Origin of the sequence: Heyndrickxia faecalis (assembly GCF_040267745.1) — a bacterium.
GTDB lineage: Bacteria > Bacillota > Bacilli > Bacillales > Bacillaceae_C > Weizmannia > Weizmannia faecalis.
Genome location: NZ_CP158453.1, coordinates 1100527 through 1122042 on the forward strand (window position 1 = coordinate 1100527; position 21516 = coordinate 1122042).

Here is a 21516-nt window from a genome sequence, read left to right on the forward strand (position 1 = left end):
TTTTTCAGTTTAACATATTTTTGCTTTTTAATAAAGAGATAGAGGTGAGACCAATGCTTAGAAAAGACATTGAAGAAAAAATAGATTTATTGATTGATAACTTGGTCAATTTAAAGGACCCGGAAGGCAAATATGCGATTACGCTCAAGGATGGCCGCAAAATTGATAATAAAAGTTTTAATTACTGGGAGTGGACCTCCGGAATCGGATTATATGGAATGATGAAATATTATAAATTAACAAATAAGAAGGAAGTATTGGATGTTATTATCAGGTGGTATGATGACCAGTTTAAAAATCTTCCTGTAGAAAAGAATGTCAACACGATGGTTCAAATGTTAACACTTGCATATTTGTACGAAGAAACAAAGAATCCTGTTTACCTTCCATATTTAGAAGCTTGGGGAGATTGGCTGTTTCACGATATGCCGAGAACAAAAGACGGCGGCATTCAACACGTCGTTTTTGGATCGGAGAATTATCAGCAGCTATGGGATGACACTTTAATGATGAGTGTCATACCTTTAGCAAAACTCGGATTGCTATTAGATAAACCTCAATATATAGAGGAAGCCAAGAAACAATTTTTGATTCATATTAAATACTTAGTTGATAAGAAAACCGGACTGTGGTTTCATGGCTGGACATTTGAAGGAAACCATAATTTCGCGGGAGCACTATGGGGACGGGGAAATTCCTGGATTACCATTGCAATACCTGAATTTATTGATTTAGTTGGTCTAAATGAAAACGATGCAATCAGACAAGTTTTACTCTCAACGCTGAATCGCCAATTGGATGCTTTAAGTGAGTACCAGGATAAGGATGGGCTTTGGCATACATTGTTAAATGATCCAACGTCATATGTGGAAACGTCCTGTACTGCTGGCTTCGCTTATGGAATATTAAAATCTATTCGAAAACGTTATGTTGATAAAAAGTTTTTAAATATGGGCTTAAATGCTGTGCAAGCAGTTCTTGACAATATTGATGAAACTGGTGCATTGCATAATGTATCAGCAGGGACCCCAATGGGAGACACCCTGGATTTTTATAAGAAAATTGCCGTTACAACTATGCCATACGGCCAATCAATGGCGATTCTCTGTTTGGTTGAATTCTTGCTCTACAGTATTAATGCTAACGAAGAGTTGCCTCGGCTTGCTTATTAGTGATCCATTTTTAAGCTCTATATATTCTTACTAAAAACAGGAGGAAAAAATAATGGTTAGACAGCCAAAATTCATTAACTATTTTTCTTATGGAATGGGTGATTTTTTGGGTGCCGGAGCCTTTGCTTTGACTTCAGCATGGCTGTTATTTTTCTTAACAACTTTTTGCGGCTTATCAGCGGTTGAAGCAAGTTCAATTTTTGCCATTGCCCGTGTTGTTGATGCTGTAATGGCACCAACAATGGGTTACATTACAGATAATTTTCATAAAACAAAACTGGGCAAAAGGTTTGGAAGACGGCATTTCTTTATTTTAATTTCGATTCCGCTTATGGTAGTCTATACATTAATCTGGATATCCGGCTTTAGTTATTGGTACTATTTAACGACTTACATTTTATTTGAAATCGTTTACTCCATGATTCTGATTCCGTATGACACACTCGCTGCAGAAATGAGCAACAACTATCAAACACGTTCTAAATTTACGGGTGCAAGAATGTTTATCGCTCAAGCATCTGCTGTTTTTGCAGCGTACATTCCGGGACGTTTGATTCATGCATTAGGACAGGATGATCCAATGTCTTTCCTTTATTCCGGGATGATTTTTACAGTTATCATTATGGCTTGCCTGGTTCTGATTTACAAATTTACATGGGAACGTCCGTATGATGAAATTCCAAAGGTTGAAAAAAAGGAGGAAAGGAATTTCTGGCAAAATGTATACAAAATTTACTGGGATTTATTTTCAACGCTAAGAGTAAAAACATTCCGGCATCATTTGGGAATGTACTTAGGAGGTTATATCAGCCAGGATATCTTTAATGCTGTATTTACTTATTTTGTAGTCTTTGCGCTGTTGCAAAGTTCAGTACTGGCTTCCAACTTACTCACAGTCATGTATTTGTTCCAGATTGCAGGTGTTGGAATTGCATTGTGGATCACACTAAAAATGAATCCAGCCCCTGCCTATCGCGCAGCAATCTCGTTTTTCATTCTCGGGATTACTGGTTTTATAATACTCCATTACAGCGGGGGTTCAAACAGTATAATGTTGATCTATACTATGATTGGAATTTGTGGGTTAGGCCGTGGCGGATTGAACTATATTCCTTGGAATAACTATACTTTTATTCCCGATGTTGATGAAGCATTAACAGGCCAAAGACGTGAAGGTGTGTTCGCTGGTGTTATGAGTCTAATTAGAAAAGCATCACAAGCTTTGGCCGTATTTTTAGTGGGGATCGCATTACAAGAATCAGGATTTGTTTCAGGTAAGGCAAATCAGCCTCATGCAGCTATCACGGCAATTGTATCTATTCTCTTATTTGGTACGCTTGCCTTCTTGATTTGGGGGCTGTTCGTTTCCTTCAAATATAAATTAACGAAAGAAAACCATGTTGTCTTGCTTGATGAAATTAATCGTTTGAAAAATGGCGGTTCTAAAATTGATGCTACGCCAGAAGCACGGAAAGTATTTGAAGAGTTAACTGGCTGGAAATATGAAGAAACTTGGGGCGATAATACAGTTGGTTATGAAAATCTTATAAAATACAAGGAAAATCATATACCAGGATATGCGGAATCGCACTTAAAGGCCAAATAATAAGAGGCTACGAATTTATCAGTTTCTAAAATGAAAGCCCTCTACCTTAGTGGAAATGGTAGAATGAGCATGGCAATTTTTTAAGCGGTTTGTTTTACCTTTTCCATTTTTAAAATAAGATTCAAGAAGGGAGGGAGTAAAAATGTCAGTTCACCTATTTATTGCAGGGGACTCAACAGCAGCAAATTACCCAAAAAGTCAGGCTCCCATGGCGGGGTGGGGTCAAATGATAGACAGGTTTTTTACAACTAATGTGGTAGTCATAAATAAAGCACTTTGCGGGAGAAGTTCAAAGAGTTTTATTAACGAAAGCGTGCTAGATGAAATAATAAATAGCATTGAACCAAATGATTATTTGCTGGTTCAGTTTGGCCACAATGATGAAAAACCTGGTAAAGCCCTGTATACAGAACCATTTTCCACATACCAGGAGTGTCTCAGAAAATATGTCGATGGAGCAAGAAAAAAAGGGGCAACACCAATTCTTATAACACCAGTTAGCCGACGTATTTTTGATGACAACGGAAATTTAAAACAGACTCACGGCGATTATCCGGAGGCAGTTCGGATTCTCGGACGCGATCTCCATGTACCCGTAATCGACCTTTGTTCTTCCAGTACTGCCTTATTAGAGAGCTTAGGACCGGAAGAGTCAAAACGTTTATTCGTATGGCTCAAACCGGGTGAACATGTTAATTACCCCGATGGGTCAAGTGATAACACTCATTTTAATGAAGTTGGTGCAAAAGAAATTGCAGGATTAATAGTAAAAGAACTTTTAAATTTTTCTATACCATTGAGAAATTATATTCTAAATAGGGCTTGCTGAATGAGCATAACCCTTGAATTTTGGATAGAATTCTGAAATATTATTCAAGTTACGAGAGGGAGAGCTTTATAAAAATATGAGGAAAACATTGTGTTCGAATGCTCCTCCAATGTAATGAAAAGGTAAAATCATATTTTTTCCTGGTTGCATTTTTTATAATACTGAGACAGAACTTGGGGATAAATTGGGTAAAAGTCAGAATTTAATTTTTAAAAAAATATAATAGTTCGGAAAGGAACAATATATAAACTTAAAATAAGATAAAAGAATGAGGGGGGCTGTGTCCATGAAAAAGTTTAAAGTGAATGACTATGGTGCTGTGAGAGATGGAAAAAAAAGAGGGACAGATGCCATTCAAAGGGCAATTGATGATGCTGCCGTGGCGGGAGGAGTAGTTGTTTTTGAACCGGGGGTTTATTTAACAGGCTCACTCTTTCTAAAATCCAATGTAGAATTCAGAGTAGATGAAGGAGTAGAAATCCGGGGAATAGTGGACGAAACTGCATATCCTGAGGTATGGACACGGGTTGCTGGGGTTGAAATGGACTGGCCGGCCGGTCTGATCAATGTATTCAACCAGAAAAACGTTAAAATTACCGGGAAAGGGTTGATTAATGGTCAAGGTGAATATTGGTGGAATAAGTTTTGGGGAGAAGACCAGCAGGGGGGAATGCGTAAAGTTTATGAAGCAAAAGGACTGCGCTGGGCGACTGACTATGATTGTAAACGTCCGCGGTTGATCATTGTCCATGAATCAAGCGAAATTGAGATTTCTAAATTGACACTTATCCGGTCTCCATTTTGGAATGTGCATATCTGCTACTCTCAAAACATTAAAATTGACAGCTTAAAAATAGCCGGAAGCAAAGGCCCGAGTACTGACGGTGTTGATGTGGATTCTTCGGAACATGTACTGGTTGAAAATTGTTTTGTAGACTGCAACGATGATAATATATGCATAAAAGCGGGCCGGGATTATGATGGACTGCGGGTTAAAAAACCATGTCAAAATATTGTAATCCGTGATTGTGAGATCGGGCAAGGAGAAGGAATCACCATAGGAAGTGAGACTTCAGGAGATATTAAAAACATAGAGATACACCATATAAAGGCAAAGAAAACGATGAATGGATTCAGACTGAAGTCTGCTAAAACGCGTGGTGGTTTGATTGAAAATATCTGTGTCCATGATATTGAAATGAATAATGTAAAAAACCCACTCATGTTTGAGTTGAACTGGTTTCCTGCATACAGTTATTGCAAAATCCCGGGAAATTACGAAGGGGAGATCCCAGATTATTGGAGAGTATTGGCAGAATCCGTTGTCCCGCCTGAACGTGGCATTCCGGAGTTCAGAAATCTGAGGATTTCCAATATTAAAGCGGATAATGCAAAAGTAGCCTTAGCGACCGAAGCATATGCAGAAAAACCAATTAAAAATGTTCATTTCTCAAACATTGAAATACATGCAAGGGAAGCTGGTTTCATTAAACATGCAGAAGATTGGAAGATGAAGAATGTCATACTTTACACAGGTGAAAATAAAGAACTTGAAGTAGAAAACTGCAAGCGTGTGGAACTTCCTCTCGTATTTCATACTGCAAAAATGACAAAGTAAAAAACTTTCCAGTTTGTAAACTCTGGGAATTCGGGATATCTTTGAATACAATATCCGTATAAATAAAACATTGAGTGGGGATTTCAACGTTGTCCAAAAAACGGTTAAGTTTATTTATTGCTATTCTGTTGGTTGTTTTTACTTTTACAGGAGACAGCTATCTTGTTCAAGCAAAGGTAAAATCCAGAGCATCTCACCATGGGGCAAATTCGTGTTCAAAAGGTGTGACGCTTAAAGTGGATGGCATGGATGCAACTTTGTCAAACGGGTTAATAAAAATGGACTTCGGTAGTGATGGCAGTGTGCACTCTTTGGTGAAAGATGGAAAAGAACTGGTTGGAAACTTGAGGGGGGCAAGTAGAGATCCGGATAAAAACCGTACATTTTATGTTGATTATAACTCCAGTGGTGTCCATGAGCTGGTGCCCGATGAATTGAAGGTGATTAAGAATACATCCAAAATGGCACATATCGCTTACGTTGATACAACCGATTTACTTAACTTGGAATATCATATTATTATGATGAAGGGTGAAAGCGGTATCTATTCTTATGTGGTCGCCAAAAATGAAAATGAACAAACCGAGAGCATAGCAGAGTTGCGTTCCATTTACAGGTTTGACCGAAATATTTTTGATCATGCCTATATGTCGGAAAAAGCGGGTATTCAACCGAGATATGAAGATTTGGAGCAGATGACAAAAATTCAGGACGAAACCTGGAGGTTGCCGGATGGTTCCTCTTATACAAAGTATGATTACGCAGGCTATTTTAAAGAAAACCCGGTATGGGGGCATTTTGGCAACGGATTTGGCGCCTGGTTTATTCCTGTAAGTACAGAATACTATTCAGGCGGCCCGTTAAAGCAGGAGCTATTGGTACACCAGGATGCAATTGCCCTTAACTATATGACTGGCGCTCACTTTGGAACTGGAAATATGACTGCACCATCCGGGTGGCAAAAGCTATATGGGCCATGGTTCGTATATATTAATACAGGTGACAATAATACTGTAGTGAAGGATGCAAAAAGAAAAGCATTAAAAGAGCAAGCGAAATGGCCGTATCAGTGGATGGACGATTCACTTTATCCACTGAACAGAGCGACAGTAAAGGGAAAATTAAAAGTAACGGATGGCCGGTCTGTTTCCGGAGCAACAGTTGTGCTCGCACAACCGGGTGGAGAACCATATAAGCAAACAACGGGTTACATTTTTTATAGCAAGACTGATAAAAATGGAAACTTTACAATTTCTAATGTACGTCCGGGAAACTATGCACTTTATGCGTATTCATCCCATGGGTCCATTACAGACCAGCTTGAGAAAGATAACATCAAAGTAGCCGGTTCTATTAAGGACATAGGTACGATCACTTGGTCACCATTTCAACTGGATAATTATATCTGGCAAATCGGGAAATCTGACCATATGGCAGAAGAGTTTAAGCTCGGCAATACGTTGCGATCCTACGATTTGAGCACCAACGTGCCTCCGAACCTGACTTATACAATTGGGAGCAGTAACGCAAGAGATGATTGGTATTATGCACAAACAAAAAAAGGCAGCTGGTCTATCAATTTTAATCTTGACAAACAGTACAACGGAAATGCCTATTTAAAAGTGGCACTTGCCGCGGCTTCAAGTAACCCTAAAATTACAATTAAAGTCAACGGTACCGTTGTAAAAAATATAGCTTATACGGATAACGACCAGGCGATTTACAGAAGTGCTAACCGTAGCGGCCGATACCATCTTGAGGATATCCAGTTTAATGCATCTTTGCTCAAGAATGGATTGAACACCGTAACTTTTTCGCTGACCGGCGGTTCAGTGATGTATGATACAATAATATTGGGAACGGATGATGTAGGAGATGTTTCAACTATTCAACAGTTGATTCGTGATGGTGTGGCCAATCAAGAAATTTCACCCCTTTTTGCTGAGAAATTAATAAAGCCGTTATATCAGGCTCAAATTGCAATTGACCGAGGCAAAAATGCGCAAGCTGCGGGCCATATAAAGCATTTTATAAAGTTATTAAAAGGCTCATCTGACAGGCATATTAAAGGTGACGCTAAAGAAATTCTCCACACGGATGCCGTTAGCTTACTAAACAAGTAAAAGTAAGTTTAAGGAGTCAATGTAATAAAATGGCTCTTTTTTTTGTGTTTTTTTATTCGTGATGCATTTGAAGCTTGAAAACCCTTCAAATAAAATTTATAATAAAAATATAGTTCCTTATATGAAAATCGTATTTCTTATTTGGAAATAATATGGTGATTGAAAGAGGGTGGTACTAAACTACATTGTAATCAAAATGCATGAATACTTAATAAGTCCTGAACTGATTAGAAGTATTTACTTTGTTTAAGTGAAAAAATGTTCAATGTAGAGGAAATTTTGAACAACCCCTAGCAGGCAAATGGGGTGTACCTTTTGACTTGATGGGGACCGTTATCTTTTTATCCAGCCCAGCATCCGATTATGTGATCGGCCATATTCTTGCAGTAGACGGTGGCTGGCTCGTGCGGTAAATCAACTTTGATTTATAAAAAATTCACAAGGAGTGATTGAAATGTCCCAAACCATGGAAACAAGATATACCCACAGCCCGGAAGACATCCGGCATTACACTACAGAACAGTTACGGAAAGAGTTTTTAGTGGAAAAGATTTTTGTTCCCGGCGAAATCATGCTGACTTATACCCATAATGATCGGCAGATTTTCGGTGGGGTTACACCGACAAATGAGCCGCTAGAGATCCGGCTTTCAAAAGAACTTGGTGTAGACTACTTTCTGGAAAGAAGGGAACTGGGCGTCATCAATATCGGAGGGCCCGGCAGTATCACGATAGAAGACAAAAAAGACCCGATGAAAAAACAGGACGGCTATTACATAGGAAAAGGGACAAAAGACGTCGTGTTTGAATCGGACGACCCCACTAACCCGGCGAAGTTTTATGTTGTTTCAGTGCCCGCGCATCACAAATATCCAAATGTGAAGATCAGCATTGACCAGATTACGCCGCGTGAAACAGGCGAAGATCTGTCTATGAACAAGCGGAAAATCTATCAATATATTCACCCGAATATTTGCGAGTCCTGCCAGCTGCAAATGGGTTACACTGTGCTTGAACCGGGCAATGCCTGGAACACCATGCCAAGCCATACGCATGAACGGCGTATGGAAACGTATTTGTACTTTGACATGGAATCGGATACACGGGTATTCCATTTCATGGGCAAACCGGATGAAACCAAGCACCTTATCCTATCTTCAGAACAGGCGGTGATTTCCCCGAGCTGGTCGATCCATTGCGGGGTAGCAACGAGCAATTACACGTTCATCTGGGCAATGTGCGGGGAAAATATCACCTATGATGATATGGATTTTGTCCCAATGGAAGAATTAAAGTAATCGTTGTTAATTTTGTGAAATAAGTTCAATTTAATTTAGAAAGGAAAATAAAAATGACAGAATTTAACTTAGACACATTTTCGTTAAAAGGGAAAATTGCTCTCGTAACTGGTGCATCATATGGAATCGGCTTTGCACTTGCTACAGCATTGGCGAAGGCTGGAGCGGAAATTGCCTTCAACGACATAAATCAGGACCTTGTAGATAAAGGCTTAGCTTCCTATAAAGAAGAAGGAATTGACGCTCACGGCTATGTGGCAGATGTGACGGATGAACAACAAGTAAAGAATCTTGTGGAAAAAATAGAACATGATTTGGGTATTATTGATATTTTGGTTAATAATGCGGGAATCATTAAGAGAATTCCGATGTTAGACATGAGTGCAGAAGATTTTCGGAAAGTAATAGATGTCGACCTGAATGCACCATTTATTGTTGCAAAAGCTGTTATTCCTTCCATGATTAAAAAGGGTCACGGGAAGATCATCAATATTTGCTCAATGATGAGTGAGCTTGGCAGAGAAACTGTCAGTGCATATGCCGCGGCCAAAGGCGGTTTAAAAATGCTGACCCGCAATATTTGCTCTGAATATGGTGAATACAATATCCAGTGTAATGGCATAGGACCAGGTTACATTGCTACACCACAAACAGCACCATTAAGAGAAGAAGGTCATCCATTCAATAGTTTCATTATATCAAAAACACCTGCCGCCCGTTGGGGAGATGTATCGGATTTACAAGGTCCGGCCGTCTTCTTGGCATCTGATGCTTCCAATTTTGTCAATGGGCATATTCTTTATGTAGATGGTGGAATTTTGGCATACATCGGCAAACAGCCACAATAAAATTTATATTGTAATAAAAAAACAGACTAATATACTTGAGTTCTTGTCATATTAGTCTGTTTTTTTCGGGGGAAATTTCAAAAAGGAGAGTGGAAAATCATGGGCTTTCTTAACCTCGGTATACGAGGGCATGATATTGAATCAGGTTCTCCGGAGCAACTCGCAAAAGCAGTGGCTGAAAAAAATTTATATTCCATACAACTGGCATTGGGGAAATCTTTTCCAAATTTGTATCCGGGGGCTGGCAATTTAAGTCCGGGTCTGGCAAATTATATAAGAAATTGTCTGAACAAAGCCAATGTGAATATCGCAGTTTTAGGTTGCTATTTTAATTTGATTCACCCTGACCACAATGAAAGAAAAAAAGGGATTAACATTTTTAAAGAACATATCCGCTATGCACGCGATTTTGGTTGCAGCGTAGTGGCGACTGAAACAGGAAATGTAAATTCAGAGATCGTTTATACAAAAAAAAATTATAGGGAAGAGCCTTTTCAGGAAGTAGTAAAAGAGGTAAACGTACTTGTAGAGGAAGCCGAAAAGTTTGGGGTCATCGTTGGAATTGAACCGGGGGTAAATCACCCGATTTATTCTGCAAAAGTAATGAAAAGGTTGCTTGATACGGTCCAGTCCAATAATTTGCAAGTTGTTTTGGATCCGGCTAATTTGTTAACACCTGAAACCATGGGAAGCCAGAAGAAAGTGATCCGGGAAGCTTTTCAATTATTAGGCGACAGGATCGCAGTAATACACGCTAAAGACATCACTATTGAAAATAATAAAATAAAAGAAGTCCCCATTGGTAAAGGAGTTCTAAATTACAATGTCATCATGGAATGGTTAAAACATCATAAACCATCCATCAATGTTTTGATGGAAGCGACAAAGGAACCGTTTGTTGATCAAGGAAGGGACTTTCTTTTAAGAAAATTTGAGAATGCTTGAAAACAGCCTTTGCCGCATGTGATTACACTTTAATAAAGTTGTAATTGATTATTATTTAGATTATAATAAATGCATAGAATGTTTCTAAATGAAAAAAATGGTTTCTTATAGAGAAACATATTCATTTAGAAACATTAATTCAGCATAAGAGGCAAAGGAGGCTTTCACATGGATTTAGACGACTTCACCCTCGACTTTTTCAGTTTAAAAGGCAAAGTGGCGGTGGTAACCGGGTCGGCGACAGGGCTTGGGCAGGCATATGCCGTTGCGCTGGCGAAAGCGGGGGCCGATTTGTATTTGCCGGTGCACCGGTCGAGCGGCGAGGAGACGAAGTCTCTCATTGAAAAACAGGGCAGGAAAGCCGTGCTCGTAAAGGCAGATTTGAGCGGGAAAGAAGCAGCAAAGAAAGTGATTGATGGCTGCATTGAAACGTACGGCAAGATTGATATTCTTGTGAACAACGCTGGCATTATTAAACGGGCGCCGCTGTTGGAGTATAAAGATGAAGACTGGGAGAACGTTCTTGATGTGAATTTAAATGGCGTCTACTACTTAAGCCAGGCAGCCGCAAAAGAAATGGCGAAACAAAAAAGCGGGAAAATCATCAATGTTGCTTCTATGCTTTCTTTTCAGGGCGGGAAGTTCGTTCCGTCCTACACGGCCAGCAAGCATGGTGTTGCAGGCCTTACGAAAGCGTTTGCCAATGAATTAAGCACGTTCAATATCCAGGTCAATGCGATTGCCCCAGGATATATTGAGACTGCTAATACTGCCCCGATTCGTGCGGACGAAAACCGGAATGAAGAAATTTTAAGCAGAATACCGGCGGGCAGATGGGGACAACCTTTCGATTTAATGGGCGCCATCATTTTTTTAGCAAGCCCTGCATCTGACTATGTGACCGGCCATATTCTTGCAGTAGACGGTGGCTGGCTCGTGCGGTAAATCAACTTTGATTTATAAAAAATTCACAAGGAGTGATTGAAATGTCCCAAACCATGGAAACAAGATATACCCACAGCCCGGAAGACATCCGGCATTACACTACAGAACAGTTACGGAAAGAGTTTTTAGTGGAAAAGATTTTTGTTCCCGGCGAAATCATGCTGACTTATACCCATAATGATCGGCAGATTTTCGGTGGGGTTACACCGACAAATGAGCCGCTAGAGATCCGGCTTTCAAAAGAACTTGGTGTAGACTACTTTCTGGAAAGAAGGGAACTGGGCGTCATCAATATCGGAGGGCCCGGCAGTATCACGATAGAAGACAAAAAAGACCCGATGAAAAAACAGGACGGCTATTACATAGGAAAAGGGACAAAAGACGTCGTGTTTGAATCGGACGACCCCACTAACCCGGCGAAGTTTTATGTTGTTTCAGTGCCCGCGCATCACAAATATCCAAATGTGAAGATCAGCATTGACCAGATTACGCCGCGTGAAACAGGCGAAGATCTGTCTATGAACAAGCGGAAAATCTATCAATATATTCATCCGAATATTTGCGAGTCCTGCCAGCTGCAAATGGGTTACACTGTGCTTGAACCGGGCAATGCCTGGAACACCATGCCAAGCCATACGCATGATCGGCGTATGGAAACGTATTTGTACTTTGACATGGAACCGGATACACGGGTATTCCATTTTATGGGCAAACCGGATGAAACCAAGCACCTTATCCTATCTTCAGAACAGGCGGTGATTTCCCCGAGTTGGTCGATCCATTGCGGGGTAGCGACGAGCAATTACACGTTCATCTGGGCAATGTGCGGGGAAAATATCACCTATGATGATATGGATTTTGTCCCAATGGAAGAGTTGAAATAGAATGTATAGCAATAAGCTTCTCTTCTCCAAAGAGGAGCTTTCTTTTTTTACAAAAACAATACCGGAATTTCTTGACCAATCGCCATAATCCTCTATAATGAAATTGTAATATAAATAGTAAACTTAATTTCTTATTTAGAAATTATATGGAGGCGAATCAAATGAGCGAGATCATCACTGCCGGTGAGCCGCTTGTGTTGTTTATTGCGGATGAAAAGGGGCCGCTCCATGCTGTCCGGCATTATACCCGTTATATGGCCGGTGCGGATGTGAATGTATCTGTCGGGGTTTCCAGGCTCGGGCACACGGTTTCGTTTTTGACGCAGATTGGGGAAGACCCTTTCGGCGTATATGTGAAAAATTTCTTAAACAATGAGAACATTGATACCACCTATGTTTTTTCAACACCAACATATCCAACGGGTTTCATGTTAAAAGGGCTGTCGGAGATTGGCGATCCGGAAACCGTTTATTTCAGGAAGAACAGTGCTGCTTCTAAACTAACAAAAGAAGCCGTTCGCCAGGTTGATTTTTCAGAAGCAAAGATCCTCCATCTTGGCGGCATTTTGGCGGGATTAAGCGAAAGTGGTTACGAGACAACTTTGGCACTGATTGAAAAAGCCCGGAAATACGGCCTTACGATTACGTTTGATCCGAATTTGCGTCCGGTAATTTGGGAATCGGAAGAAAAGATGATGGAACGGACAAATGAAATCGCTTGCCTTTGTGATGTCGTCATGCCAAATGCAAAAGAAGCACAGATTTTAACCGGCGAGCATGAAAAAGAAAAGATGGCGGATTTTTACTTATCCAGAGGTGTGCGGCAAGTGATCATCAATTTAGTGGAAAAAGGTTCGTATTCAAAGAAAAAATTGGAAGATGGTTCATTTGCTGAAGCGGCAGTGCCAAAATATGAAGTGAAACATTTGGTTGACCGCATTGGGGCAGGTGATGGTTTTGTATCCGGCATTCTGGCCGGCATGCTGGAGCATCTTGACGATCAGGCGCTTTTAATGCAGGGCAATGCGATTTGCTCCATCCAGATGCAAAGACTCGGGGACAATGACGGCCTGCCGACGCGGGCAGCATTGGATGCGTTTATGAAATCGGCCGCCTTGATAGCGGCGAGGTAAAAGCCTGGCATTCCTGTTTCCGAAGCCTCATAGAATAGAAATCGTCCGGCATTCTTGTTTTTTCCTAGAGTGCCGGACTTTTTTAACCTTTTGTGTGAAAAATAAAAAAAGTACTTGACCAAAAATGAAAGTGTCTTATAATTTTTAATGTAAACCATAAATTATTTTAGGTTGACATATAAAAAGGGGTGACGGTAGTGGATTGGTCGAAATTGGCAGAAAAGGTGATTGAAGGGTATGTGATAAGGGAAGAAGAGGCCAAGGAAATTTTAATGGTTCGTGATCATGAAGTATTGGCACTTGTCCATGGAGCCTATCAGATTCGCCGGCATTTTTATGGAAAAAAGGTAAAGTTGAATTTGATTATTAACGCCAAAAGCGGACTTTGCCCTGAGGATTGCGGCTACTGTGCACAATCGATTAAGGCAGCAACAAAAATCGACCGGTATCCTTTGGTCAACAAACAAACGATTGTGGAAGGGGCAAAGGAAGCGAAAAAGAATAAAATTGGTACATATTGCATTGTGATGAGTGGGCGCAGACCAACCAACCGTGAAGTGGATGCAGTGATTGCGGCAGTTGAGGAAATTAAACGTGATGTGGAACCATTAAAAATTTGTGCCTGTTTGGGACTCGTTACTGAAGAGCAGGCGTTTAAGCTGAAGGCAGCGGGTGTGGACCGATTTAATCACAATATTAATACGAGTGCAAATCACCATCCGAATATTACAACCACACATTGTTATGAAGATAGGGTCAACACCATTGAAAACGTAAAAAAAGCAGGAATCTCCCCGTGTTCCGGTGTGATTTGTGGCATGGGGGAAACGGATCAGGACATAATTGATATGGCATTCGCGCTCAAGGATTTGGACGCTGATTCCATTCCGGTCAACTTTCTGCATCCTGTTAAGGGAACAAAACTTGAAAATATGGACGAATTGACACCGATTCGTTGTTTAAAGAATTTGTCCTTGTTCCGGTTTATCAATCCCACAAAGGAAATTCGGATTGCTGGCGGGCGGGAATATCATTTGCGCTCTTTGCAGAATTTAGGGCTATTTATTGCCAACTCCATTTTTATTGGTGATTATTTAACGACAGAGGGCCAGGACGCAAAAGAAGATTACCAGTTAATTGAAGATCTCGGATTTGAAATAGAAGAAAATCCGTTCGAAACAGAAGGCCAGCAGTTCACTTTGTATCATTCGTAGATACGCTTCACTCTTAAACACCCCTAATTCACGCTTGGCGACCTTTTTTCATAGCAAATGAAAAGCATTCTTTTTTTGGTACTGATCCACTTGCCAAAGGAAAGGAATGCTTTTTAGCTATGGAATGGTAAAAACTGTGGCGCCCCCCAAACCATTCTTTTTATCATTCTCTCGTGATCTCGCGGAAATATTTCAGTCTAAATGGTTTAAATCTCAGTTGCTGCGGATAAATTTCTTCTCTCAATCCAGGCAATTCTCCGTTTTGGAGTGGTTTTTGCAATTTTTTTGATCGATCCCCTTTCAAATAGGCAAAATGTAACCCTGTATAGGTATATAGACTCATTTAGAATGATTGTTCACTATTTTTTTCAAATTCGGGATAAAATTTACGAGATTTATTGATTATAATGGTGTTTGATACATAGAACAAAAGGAGGAGACAGATTGCGAAGATTGATTTTTTTCGGGGGTGCGGGTTTTTTATTGCTGTTTGCGCTAAGTTTTGTGAAGCCTGCTTCAGCCGCCTCGTCTACCATGTATACGTGGACACCGTCGAAGCTTTATAAAACGGCGTCCGGCGCGGCTTACTCCAGAAATGTGAACAGCGGGACAGCGGTAACCGTCTACAGCAAGTCAGGCAAGCGCTATAAGGTGAAAGCAGGTGGGAAAACAGGTTACATTTATGCTGATAACCTGACAAGGAGCAAAGTGAAAAAAGAGGACTATTTTGGTTCGAAAATTTATAAGCAGGCGGCAGGCGGCCCGTATGTTGCTTCCGTACCGGCGGGGAAGATGATGTATATCAAAATGGAAGCAACGAAAAACGGCATGTATCTGGCCCACTTGATCGGAACCGGATACAGCGGCTATGTTGACAAAACCCATTTTATTAAACCAGTTGTAAAATATACGTGGATGCCGTCTAAATTATACACATCCGCAATCGGAAATTCGTATAACAAGACGATTAAAGATGGGCAAAAGGTGTCGGTTTTTAACGGGTCGCACGGTCGTTACCAAGTAAAAGCAGGCAATAGCTCCGGATATATTTATGCGAACAACTTAACCGGCTTGCTCGCGAAAAAAACGGTCTATGCTTCTTCCAAACTGTATACCACTTCATCCCATACAAAGTACACGGCTGTGATTAGACCGAATCAGCAAGTGTATGTGAAAGAAAGTAGCCAAAATATGTCCCATATCTGCGTCGTTGGGACGACCCAAAGCGGCTGGATTTATACGAGCCACTTCACAAAACCTGCACCGGCAGCGGGTGGGAAAACGACGGGAACGGCAACCGGCAGCACGTCCGGATCTGCGTCCGGCACAATAGGGTCTGTCACAGCAACGAGCGGCACAACCACAGCGGGCAACACCGGATCGGGTTTTACGTCCGGAACGACCACAGCGGGCAGTACCGGATCAGATTCTGCATCCGGAACGACTACAACGGGCAACACTGGGTCAGGTTCTGCATCCGGAACGACTACAACCGGCAATACCGGATCAGGTTCTGCATCCGGAACGACCGCAACGGGCAACACTGGATCGGGTTCTGCATCCGGAACGACCACAACGGGCAACACCGGATCGGGTTCTACGTCCGGAACGACCACAGCGGGCAGTACCGGATCAGCCACTGCATCCGCCACGACGACAAAGGGACTGGATGTCAGCCATTATCAAACTCTGACACAAGACAGTTTTAACCTTATGAAGAGCCAGGGCTACAATTTTATCATTCTGAAAGCAACAGAAGGAAGCGGATATACGGATTCGAAGTTTTATACCTATTATAAGTATGCCAGAAACGCCGGCTTGTCGGTCCATGCTTATCATATGATCGGCAATTCCACCACCACTTCCGCACAGCATATTGCAGAAGCCAAGCATTTTTATCAAGTGCTGGCCCAAGCAAAGGCGAAAACCGGCTATGCGTTTACGGGCTACGCTTTCGAAGATATAGAACCTACCGGGACGAATAGCATTACAACAACTTGGTGGGCAAATGCGGCCCCGGCTTGTGCTGGCTATTTCTTAAATGAAATGCAGACGCTCGGGCAGGCGAAAGTGGGCATTTATGCCGGCTACTTTAATTGGAAAAGCTATCTTGAGGGCCATACAGATTCTTGGCCTAGCAATACCAAAATCTGGCTGGCACGATATAACATCACGCTCGGTACGAATGCAGACGTTTGGCAGTACACCGAAACCGGAACGATCGATGGCATCACCGGCCATTTTGACCTTGATATCAGCTATGATCCTGATTTTTAAAAGATGTTCTCAAAAAAAAACGGCGAGAAACTGCTCTCGCCGTTTTGATTTGGCTTCCATCAGCATTGGAACATCCGGGCCAGCGCGCGGTATGATCGCAGAAATTTTCCCCGCCCGCTGGTTCAGGCCTCCACAAGCTTCCCGTTTGTTGCCGGCTCAGGTCTTTCGCATCTGCCAACTTTTCTATTGGTCAAGCGCCGGGCTGCCAAACGGCTCAGGCGGGGAGATTTTGATCAGGCATCCGCAAATTCGCGGATTTTTTTAGCTGCTTTTCTGCTTGCCCCTCCCGGCAGGACAGTAAGCCCATAGAGTAAAAGCATAAAGAAAGCACATCCAAACAGCCATCTGTACAGGTGCCGGTTTATATGGGGACCGGTAATCTGTTTTGATACGGTAAACGTAAGGTCTGTTTTTGCCATCGGTTTGCCGTTTTGGTAAAATTGGCCCCCTCCGTACAAATCCATCTGCTCAAAATGTCCGCTTGGGCCGTTCGCATGAAGGAACATCCGGGCATGCGCCGGTCCGTAGAGTTGTTCGACCCGGAGTGCATAATGCCTGTTTTCACCGGGCAAGGCTTTTTTCAAAAGAAATGCCTTATAGCCGTTTGTTTTTCGCTTATGGTTTGTAAATTTTCGTTCAAACACCATTTTTTGCCGCCCGCCGCTTTTATGCCATAAAGAAACGCGGTATGCGGCTTTACCGTGGAATCGGGCAGGCATAAAAGCGACCCGGTCGAAAGCTTTGTCTGCGATAAACGTTTGGGTAACGGTATGATGCCGGTCAACAAGCGCAACAGGTTTTCCTCTGGCCGCCTGCTGGTTGACGATATAATCCTCGTATTTTTCGGTTGTTCCTGTGAATGCTTTTTCATTCCATTTGGCGCAAACGGCGAGCAGGACAATAAGGCTTAAAACGAGCAGCCAGTTTCCTGCTGTTTGCAGTTTCCATCTTTTTTGTGCCGGCAGCCATTTTTTTGCTTCCAAGAACTGATGCATCTTTTCAAGACCCCGTGCAGCGCAAAAAATCATCAATGGCGTGAACAGGAGGGAGTAGCGCGGTTCTGCTTCCCAAATAAAAATGAAAAACAAGTAGCTGCCAAATAAGCAAATTTGCATGAGTAATTGAACATCAAATCTTATTTTACGGAAGAACGTTAAGCCCGAAACGGCCAGCAAAAAGAGCGTTGCGATATGAAATACCTGGATGATAAACAACAGCACTTGATTCTGGTCTCCGTAAACATAACGGTATGCGGCGTTGTAATGGTCCATCCGCTGATTGTACTTGGCGTAGGCCTGATCGCCTTGTGAAAATGTGCGGAAGGCTTTTACCGCCCAAAGCTTGAGCAGACCGGATGTACCCCTCGTTTCGATCCGCTGTTTGATCAGTGCATAATCCGCCTGTTTTTTTGCCTGTTGGGTGGGAAGACTTTCTGACAATCTCGTATCCGCGACATTGTATCGGCCTTCATTTGAAAGGCCAAGCGCCAGCCAGTGGGTTACCGGTGCCTTGATGGTCGCGTTTTCCCGGTAGCCGAGATGATGGTAATACGCCTCTGCCCCAAAAGTGACAGGCAAAAAAACAAGCATAATGAACGCTATTCGCAGCACGGTTTGTTTCAGCCGGAGCGTGTAGAGCATGTAGATCAAAAGGGCAGGCAAAAGCAATACCATATTTTCCCTTAATTGGCATCCAACAGCAAGCACTGCACCAAGCAGAAAAAGGTATACCGGGCGCCCCGTACGGCTGTGGCAGTACCAAAAATACACCGCCATGGACGGAAAGGCGATCGCAAGGCTTTCTGTATAAAAATACGGGATATAAAGAAAGAGCGGCAGCCATGTGATTGTGAAAACAAGCAGTAAATTTCCCGTTTTGCGGCCGGATGTTTTCACCGCTAGCAGCCAGAGAAAAAAGATCCCAATATTCAGGAACAAAGCCGCTGCCAGCTTATCAACAATCAAAAACCAGTCCGGATTTCCAAACGCAGCATAACGGTAAAGCAGGTAACGGGCAATGGTAATCGGTACATTGTTCGGGTACAGCTGTAAATAGTACTCATTTCCGAGCAATGTCCCGTGCTTTAATAAATACAAAGCTTCCAGATAAATATGGCCACCATCCACCTTGGGCGGCTGCACCCCGTGAAACAGGATAAGAATCGCCGTTTCAATAGACAAAATAACGGCAAACAAAAAGGCTGCCATTCTTTTCAGCCCTTTGTCTGAAAGCCTTGCAAAAATGCGGCAACAGCCAAGATAAAACAGGATGGCCACTACGGAAAAGAGGAACAGCGCTGCCATCTGCCCCGTTGAAATATTCCATTTTCCATCAAGCAGCACGAAATGCGGGTCATCTTTTTTGGCCCACAGCGGTGCGATAAAGAAACTGCCGATTGTGATAAGAGCGCATGACACCGTAAATATGATACTGAAAAGACTAATGGTTATCTTCTTCACGAACATGGAGGACTCACCTCATGTAATGTTCTTTACGCATAGAATCCATTCTCTGGCGTGTAATGGGTTGGTGGTGCATGAAAACAGTCTTTTTTATCATGCCCCGCCGCCTGCACTTCGTATTCTTGCATAATTTTCCAGGTTTCTCAAGGGACCAGTATAGCGGCTTATTCTGAATAAACCGTGAGAATTCAATGAAAAAACCCGCAGTTTTTCAGCAACCAATGCGGCACGCGGGAAACTGGCGACAAGCCGGCCGGTGATTTACGTGAAAGGTTTTCCGAGCGAAATACCGCGCAGCACGGTTCTATATAAGTTTTTACATCAAGCCTGAGCACCAAATTGCACGATGACTGTTTTTTACAGCAGGCAACAGAACTGCGATATATTTAGAAAAAATTGTCGGTTGATTTCCATCCTTTTGCATGGTCGTTTTAAGGAGGTGAAATGTTGGTCCAAAACGCCCTTAAAAGCCGTGCAGGCGGCTGCTGCTCAAAATACGGCCAATATTGGCAAAATACTTGTTGTAAGACATCCATCCGGTATACAATTCAATTGTTTAAAATCTGCTTTTTTGGTAAAAAACAGAATGAACTTCCCGGCAATTGCGGAAGTCTATTTATTGTAAAAAGAACAGGCTTCCGGAAAAGGAGGAAGACAGCTTGGCTAAAGTGCTCATTTTACCGCTTTTAAAAATGCCGTCCGGCCATCATCAGGTCGCAGAGGCGTTAATGCATAAATTGAAATGTATGGACAGTACCATTGAAATGAAAAAAGTTGATTTGATTTCCTATACGAGCGGGACGCTGGAGAAAATCGTCACGAAAATGTATTTGAAATGGATCCAGAAAGCACCGCGGACATACCAATGGGTGTACAAACATTTTATTTATGCGGATGCCGACCAGACCGCATTAATGAAATTCTATGAACTCTCTTTTATTAAGCAAATGGAAAAACTGATTGCCGAGGAAAATCCGGATCTTGTCATTTGCACGCACAGTTTTCCGTCGATGCTGCTCAGCCGGCTGAAGTCAAAAGGAAAAATTGATGTCCCGGTTATCAATGCATACACTGATTTTTTCGTCAACGGCTTGTGGGGAAAGAAAGAAATTGACATCCATTTTGTGCCGAACCAAACGATCAAAACGACGCTCATCTGTAACGGCGTTCCCGAACAAAACATTTTTGTCACCGGCATTCCGATTCATGAAGCGTTTAAAGAAAGAACGGTTTTGCGCCATACGTCACGAAAAAAAATCTTAATATCCGGTGGCAGCAGCGGCCTCGGCGATCTGTACCGCCTTCTGAAAGCATTGAAACGGGAACAGCCGGGCAGGGCCGATTATTATGTGTTATGCGGAAAAAACGAAAAACTGTATAACAAGCTGAATGGATGGGGGATGAAACATATCATCCCGGTTCCCTATATCCAGTCCAGAAAGGAAATGAGCCGGCTGTACGATGAAGCGGATGCGATCATTACAAAGCCGGGCGGTGTCACGATCAGCGAAGTGATTCAAAAAAAGCTGCCGATTTTTATCCACTCCGTCCTCCCCGGTCAGGAAGAAATCAATCTTGCTTTTTTGAAACAACACGGTCTTGTCTTTGAACTGGACTTCACCAAACCGGTGGAGGAACAGGTGATGGAAATTTTGGAAGACGGGAAGCAACTGGCCCGGTTTTACCGGCGGCTGCGCCAATACGGGAGCGAAATCGAACTCAGGGGGAAAGAATTTGATGTATTGATCCGCGGTCTGCTCGGCCGCAAAGCAAACCAAACGCCGGATAAAGTGCTGAAGGACCAGTACTATGTTTCAACCTCTTATTGATTTTTTTGCGGGGCGTCTATGGGGCCGTATTGCTGGAAAGGACTTGTCGTTTTTGTTTCCGGGTACTTTTACCATCTTCCTGCCGTGGAGTTCGGGCGCATGTTTCAGGCCGGCCCAACGCTTGCATCGGCTTTTTGCCGCCCGTTTTCCGGCCGGTATGGGGTACTCCTATCCAAATGAGGCGCTAAGCGGATGAAAAAAACTTCCTGATGGCGGAAAGGAAAATATGCCATAATGAACATGGAATGAAATGGGCAAGTGCACCTGCAATTTCCCGGCCGCTTTTGCACATGCCCGGGCAACGACAAAAGATCGCGTTGCTTAAGCAGGGAGT

Annotated in this window: 15 protein-coding genes and 1 pseudogene; 15 read left to right on the forward strand and 1 reads right to left on the reverse strand. The window is 42.4% G+C overall.

From position 1 onward, the window contains the following. Nucleotides 1-53 precede the first annotated feature (53 nt). The 14 genes and pseudogenes from ABR335_RS05100 to ABR335_RS05165 all read left to right on the forward strand — a co-directional run bounded on the left by ABR335_RS05100 (nt 54) and on the right by ABR335_RS05165 (nt 16891). Nucleotides 54-1172, forward strand: a complete 1119-nt coding sequence (locus ABR335_RS05100; RefSeq protein WP_350346635.1) for a glycoside hydrolase family 88/105 protein — start codon at nt 54-56, stop codon at nt 1170-1172. A 52-nt stretch (nt 1173-1224) separates the two neighbouring features. After that, nucleotides 1225-2778 carry an MFS transporter gene (locus tag ABR335_RS05105; protein WP_350346636.1) on the forward strand — a complete coding sequence of 518 codons (1554 nt, stop codon included), beginning with the start codon at nt 1225-1227 and terminating at the stop codon, nt 2776-2778. 142 nt (nt 2779-2920) lie between these two features. Next, entirely contained in the window at nt 2921-3607 is a 687-nt protein-coding gene (locus ABR335_RS05110) for a rhamnogalacturonan acetylesterase (RefSeq protein WP_350346637.1), read from the forward strand. A 286-nt stretch (nt 3608-3893) separates the two neighbouring features. Beyond that, nucleotides 3894-5225, forward strand: a complete 1332-nt coding sequence (locus ABR335_RS05115) for a glycoside hydrolase family 28 protein (protein WP_350346638.1) — start codon at nt 3894-3896, stop codon at nt 5223-5225. Between the two features lie 89 nt (nt 5226-5314). Then, complete coding sequence (locus ABR335_RS05120; RefSeq protein WP_350346639.1) at nt 5315-7348, forward strand: polysaccharide lyase family protein; 2034 nt, start codon at nt 5315-5317, stop codon at nt 7346-7348. A 293-nt stretch (nt 7349-7641) separates the two neighbouring features. Further along, nucleotides 7642-7761: pseudogene (locus ABR335_RS05125) on the forward strand (2-deoxy-D-gluconate 3-dehydrogenase); the annotation flags it as partial. A gap of 53 nt (nt 7762-7814) precedes the next feature. After that, on the forward strand, nt 7815-8645 hold the full coding sequence (gene kduI, locus ABR335_RS05130; protein ID WP_211161877.1) for a 5-dehydro-4-deoxy-D-glucuronate isomerase: 831 nt from the start codon (nt 7815-7817) through the stop codon (nt 8643-8645). 53 nt (nt 8646-8698) lie between these two features. After that, nucleotides 8699-9493, forward strand: coding sequence for a gluconate 5-dehydrogenase (locus tag ABR335_RS05135; protein WP_285958788.1), 795 nt, complete (start codon nt 8699-8701; stop codon nt 9491-9493). A gap of 99 nt (nt 9494-9592) precedes the next feature. Beyond that, nucleotides 9593-10438 carry a sugar phosphate isomerase/epimerase family protein gene (locus ABR335_RS05140; protein WP_285958787.1) on the forward strand — a complete coding sequence of 282 codons (846 nt, stop codon included), beginning with the start codon at nt 9593-9595 and terminating at the stop codon, nt 10436-10438. Nucleotides 10439-10606: 168 nt separating this feature from the next. Further along, nucleotides 10607-11383: a 2-dehydro-3-deoxy-D-gluconate 5-dehydrogenase KduD gene (gene kduD / locus ABR335_RS05145; protein ID WP_014097497.1), complete on the forward strand. Its 777-nt coding sequence runs from the start codon at nt 10607-10609 to the stop codon at nt 11381-11383. Between the two features lie 53 nt (nt 11384-11436). Next, nucleotides 11437-12267, forward strand: coding sequence for a 5-dehydro-4-deoxy-D-glucuronate isomerase (kduI, locus tag ABR335_RS05150; RefSeq protein ID WP_026104668.1), 831 nt, complete (start codon nt 11437-11439; stop codon nt 12265-12267). Between the two features lie 161 nt (nt 12268-12428). Next, nucleotides 12429-13400, forward strand: coding sequence for a sugar kinase (locus ABR335_RS05155; RefSeq protein WP_017552002.1), 972 nt, complete (start codon nt 12429-12431; stop codon nt 13398-13400). A gap of 197 nt (nt 13401-13597) precedes the next feature. Then, the gene (bioB, locus tag ABR335_RS05160; protein WP_035184106.1) at nt 13598-14614 is read left to right on the forward strand and encodes a biotin synthase BioB; all 1017 of its coding nucleotides are present in this window, start codon (nt 13598-13600) and stop codon (nt 14612-14614) included. A 444-nt stretch (nt 14615-15058) separates the two neighbouring features. Continuing rightward, nucleotides 15059-16891 carry a glycoside hydrolase family 25 protein gene (locus ABR335_RS05165; RefSeq protein ID WP_326242786.1) on the forward strand — a complete coding sequence of 611 codons (1833 nt, stop codon included), beginning with the start codon at nt 15059-15061 and terminating at the stop codon, nt 16889-16891. 233 nt (nt 16892-17124) lie between these two features. Here ABR335_RS05165 and ABR335_RS05170 read toward each other — a convergent pair whose 3' ends face one another. Further along, nucleotides 17125-19356, reverse strand: coding sequence for a glycosyltransferase family 39 protein (locus ABR335_RS05170; protein ID WP_014097502.1), 2232 nt, complete (start codon nt 19354-19356; stop codon nt 17125-17127). 665 nt (nt 19357-20021) lie between these two features. Here ABR335_RS05170 and ABR335_RS05175 point away from each other — a divergent pair. After that, entirely contained in the window at nt 20022-21182 is a 1161-nt protein-coding gene (locus ABR335_RS05175) for an MGDG synthase family glycosyltransferase (RefSeq protein WP_230090553.1), read from the forward strand. Nucleotides 21183-21516: the final 334 nt, after the last annotated feature.

Bases quoted from the DNA above. Each gene is read 5' to 3' on its own strand.
- ABR335_RS05100 (WP_350346635.1), top strand. From the start codon at position 54: ATGCTTAGAAAAGACATTGAAGAAAAAATAGATTTATTGATTGATAAC.
- ABR335_RS05105 (WP_350346636.1), top strand. From the start codon at position 1,225: ATGGTTAGACAGCCAAAATTCATTAACTATTTTTCTTATGGAATGGGT.
- ABR335_RS05110 (WP_350346637.1), top strand. From the start codon at position 2,921: ATGTCAGTTCACCTATTTATTGCAGGGGACTCAACAGCAGCAAATTAC.
- ABR335_RS05115 (WP_350346638.1), top strand. From the start codon at position 3,894: ATGAAAAAGTTTAAAGTGAATGACTATGGTGCTGTGAGAGATGGAAAA.
- kduI (WP_211161877.1), top strand. From the start codon at position 7,815: ATGGAAACAAGATATACCCACAGCCCGGAAGACATCCGGCATTACACT.
- ABR335_RS05135 (WP_285958788.1), top strand. From the start codon at position 8,699: ATGACAGAATTTAACTTAGACACATTTTCGTTAAAAGGGAAAATTGCT.
- ABR335_RS05140 (WP_285958787.1), top strand. From the start codon at position 9,593: ATGGGCTTTCTTAACCTCGGTATACGAGGGCATGATATTGAATCAGGT.
- kduD (WP_014097497.1), top strand. From the start codon at position 10,607: ATGGATTTAGACGACTTCACCCTCGACTTTTTCAGTTTAAAAGGCAAA.
- kduI (WP_026104668.1), top strand. From the start codon at position 11,437: ATGGAAACAAGATATACCCACAGCCCGGAAGACATCCGGCATTACACT.
- ABR335_RS05155 (WP_017552002.1), top strand. From the start codon at position 12,429: ATGAGCGAGATCATCACTGCCGGTGAGCCGCTTGTGTTGTTTATTGCG.
- ABR335_RS05170 (WP_014097502.1), bottom strand. From the start codon at position 19,356: ATGTTCGTGAAGAAGATAACCATTAGTCTTTTCAGTATCATATTTACG.